This is a genomic window from Myxococcus sp. AM010, from assembly GCF_013372585.1.
Taxonomy (GTDB): domain Bacteria; phylum Myxococcota; class Myxococcia; order Myxococcales; family Myxococcaceae; genus Myxococcus; species Myxococcus vastator.
In genome coordinates this window covers 1-3,677 of the sequence record NZ_JABXEO010000180.1, presented here as the reverse complement: position 1 = coordinate 3,677, position 3,677 = coordinate 1, and the positions used below count along the sequence as shown (strand labels likewise).

Here is a 3,677-nt window from a genome sequence, read left to right as displayed (position 1 = left end):
CCAGGTCGAGCTGGTCGATCCACACGGTCCAGAAGAGGCTCTGCTCTGGCGCCCACGTGGACTGGGCGAACGCCGTGTCACACGAGGCCAGGCCGCCGAGCAGCGCGTTCACCGTCCCGGCGGTGAGCCCCGAGGTGCCGCCCGTCACGCCGAACAGTGGCGCCTTCGCGAAGGACACCGGGCTCGTCCCCGAGGGGACGCCGTACCTGCCACCGCACATCGAGGACTACGCCAAGGCCCGCGCGCTGGCCGAGGAGACGGAGCGCAGCGCGCCGGCCCTGGTCGTCAGCGGCGGCATCAGCCTGGGCGCGTATCAGGCGGGGTTCATCTCCACGCTGGTCCGGTTCTGGAGCGTCGCGCAGCGAGAAGGCGCGCAGGCGGACCTGGGCAACCCGGCGCCGCGGGTGTGGACGGGCGCCTCGGCGGGGGCGGTGAACGCGCTGCTCGGCGGCCTGGCCTCGTGTGACACGGCGTTCGCCCAGTCCACGTGGGCGCCAGAGCAGAGCCTCTTCTGGACCGTGTGGATCGACCAGCTCGACCTGGGGCGGCTGCTCCCCGAAGAGCGGAATGAGCCCGCTCAGGGCACGCACCTCTTCAGCGAGCCGCACATGCAGGACACCCTGCAGCTCATCCTGAAGAAGGCCCAGACGACCCGCTTCAAGGAGGACTGCACCTTCGCCTACGGCATCACCGTGACGAACCTGCGCGGGCGCGAGGTGCCCTTCGGCCAGGGCGGACCCGACTCCCAGTTCAAGCTGAAGCGCGTGACGGAGAAGCTCGTCGTGCAGGTGATGACGCAGGGCGAAGGGAAGCTCACCGCCCGGCTGCCCTTCATGGAGGGCGCGGTGAGCGCGTCGTTCCCCCACATCGGGGTGAAGCCCAAGGAGCTCGCATACTACCCGGCGCTGGGCGCCCAGCCGACTGGCGACGGCGGCCACGAGGTGTCCCTGGAGAACCTGCTGCTCACCCCGCAGGCCTCCGGGGCCTTTCCGCTGGCGTTCCCGCCGGTCCCCGTCGAGGTCTCCTTCTTCAACGAGACGCAATGGGGGCCCCTGGAGTCCCTCAAGCTCATTGACGGCGGCGTGCTCAACAACAACCCCGTGGACCTGGCGGTGCGGCTCGGCTCGCGGTGGGTGGAGCGCGGCGAGTCGCGGGAGACGACGCTCAATCGCGAGCGGTTCCCCGTCGTCTACCTGGACCAGGACGCCGTCGGCTGGGACTGGGCGCCAGCGCCCGCGCGGCCGAAGCGCTCCCGCAGCCCCTTGGACGAGGCCTACTTCCAGTACATGGGCAACGTGCTGAACGCCGCGCGCGACAGCGCCGTGCTCAACACGCTGGAGCACGACATCAATCTGTCGGGCCGCATCCAGATTCCGCGCCGCACGTCCGTGCTCCCGTCGGAGTTCCAGTTCGCGATGATGGGCTTCTTCGACCGGCGCTTCCGCGAGCACGACTTCTACCGGGGCATGCAAGACGCCATCCGCTTCCTGTCGACCCAGCTCACCTCGACGCGCGCCGTCGACCTGCTGGTGCCTCGCGCCGACAAGGAGCGCTTGAGGGATCGCGAAGTGCGCGTGCTGAACGTCCTGGGCATTGACTCGCCCGGCTTCCGTTGCGTCGTGGGCGGCGATTGCAAGGCGACGCCGCAGCTGGAGCGGCTGCGCCAGGCCACCGACACCCTGACGCAGCAGGCGAAGGCGGGACAGCTCCAGAAGGGACAGGTCGACGACCTGCTCACCGTGCTGGGCGACGTGGGCTACCAGTACAGCGAAGGCGTCATGGAGGGCATTGAAGCCACGGGGACCCGCGAGGACCTCATCCCGGTCCGCCAGCGCGTGGGCACCGCCTTCCACAGCCTCGTCACGCAGCAGAAGGGCAACCTCAAGATTCCACTCCGTCCCGCGGGCTCCGCGTTCCTGGATGAGTGGCTGACCTACTCGAAGCCGCACCACGTCTGGACGCTCAGCGCCATGCGCCAGCGAGGCGTGGGCGTGGGCGTGGAGCTGCCGTTCGGGGCCTACGAGCAAGGGCGCGAGGACTACGCCTACAGCCGCAACGAGTGGCGCTTCGGCGCCGTGTTGTCCGGGCTGGGCGTGCGGGACATGGACCAGCTCGTGCCCAACGACACGCGCATCCGTTGGGCCTCGCTGGGCCTCTACATCGACTGCGTCTCCGACATGGATGGCTTCTCCGGCGCGATTCCGTTCCTCGATCTAGGCCCGTACGTCCGGTGGCGCGCCGGACTGGGCGTGTCCGCCGGATACCTCACCCAGCCCAACGAATGGGCGCTGACGATTCCGGAGGCCCGCCTGGGCGTGGACCTGGCGGAGATGGTGGGCGTGCGCCTCACGGTGCCGGTCTACCTCCTCAAGAAGACGGAGGGAGAGCGGCAGCTCATCAGAGGGACGCCCAAGTACTTCAAGGAGCTGGGCCTGGGCGTCGAGTTCCTCCTCACCCGGTGGTGAGCTTCAGCGCGCTCCGGAGCCGGTCCGCCAGCTCGCGGACCCCCGGGGCGCGCAGCATGCTGTAGTGGTCTCCGGACACGGCGTGCTGCTCCAGTCCGGCGCCCACCAGCGCCCTCCACCCACCGTCCTCGGGCAGGCCCTCCGCGCCCTGCGTCGCCTGGAGCCGCAACACCCGGCCCGGGTTCAGCGCGGGCGGCTGGTAGCGGCGGGCGGCCCGGAGGTTGGTCTCGAACACCTGAAGCAGGGCCCGCAGGTGCGCGGGCTCCATCCCCGGCGGCAAAGTGCCCGCGCGCTGGCCGGCTTCCCAGAGCGCCTCCAGTGGGGCCTCGGGCGAATGGGGCGCGTCCGGCGGGGCCAGGTCGGTGAGTTCGAGGCCCAGCACGTCGCTCGCGAAGGCGGCGATGACTTGCGCGGCGGCGGGCTCGGGCTCGGCGGCGGTGAGCGCCGCGGGCGTGTAGGCGTCGATGAGCGCCAGCAGGGCCACCGCGTCTCCCCGCTCGCGAAGCTGGCGCGCCATCTCATAGGCGATGACGCCGCCCACGGACCAGCCGCCCAGCAGGTAGGGCCCGGCGGGTTGGACCGCGCGGATGGCTTCCACGTAGGCGGCGGCCATCTCCTCCACAGTGCCCAGCGGAGGCTTGCTTCCGTCGAGCCCCTGGGCCTGGAGTCCGTAGAACGGACGCTCCGGCCCCAACAGCCGGGCCAGCTCCGCGTAGGCCAGGACGTTGCCGCCGACAGGGTGCACGCAGAAGAACGGAGCCTCCGTTCCACTTCGGCCCGCGTCGAACGGGACCAGCGGTGACGCCTGGCCGGTGTCGTCGCGACGCAGCAAGTCGGCGAGCTGCTCCACCGTGGGCGCCTGGAACAGCGCGGCCAGCGGAAGCGGCCGGTCCAGGGACTCGCGCAGGGCCGAGACGAGCCGCACGGCCAGCAGCGAGTGTCCCCCCAGCTCGAAGAAGCTGGAGCGCACGCTGATGGGCTCCACGCCGAGCACCTGCTCCCAGGCACGTACGAGCCGCAACTCCAGCGCATCCCGAGGCGCCACATGGACCTCCTGGCTCCGAGTGTCCGCGAACGTGGGAGAGGGCAGGGCCTTGCGGTCCACCTTGCCGCTGGGCGTGAGCGGCAAAGACGCCAGTGCCACGAAGGCCGCGGGCACCATGTACTCGGGCAGGCGCTGCTGGAGGTGCTGGCGCAGGGCATCGGCGGAGA

General features: G+C 70.7%; 2 protein-coding genes. One reads left to right on the top strand and one right to left on the bottom strand.

Annotation, left to right across the window (positions count from 1 at the left end):
• The first annotated feature begins 134 nt into the window (after positions 1-134).
• Complete coding sequence (locus HV826_RS36060; protein ID WP_368671073.1) at positions 135-2,465, top strand: patatin-like phospholipase family protein; 2,331 nt, start codon at positions 135-137, stop codon at positions 2,463-2,465.
• Here HV826_RS36060 and HV826_RS36055 read toward each other — a convergent pair.
• Positions 2,452-3,677: non-ribosomal peptide synthetase (locus HV826_RS36055; RefSeq protein WP_255217592.1), on the bottom strand; the 1,226-nt coding region annotated here is incomplete at its 5' end. The two genes, HV826_RS36060 and HV826_RS36055, sit on opposite strands and share 14 nt — an antisense overlap.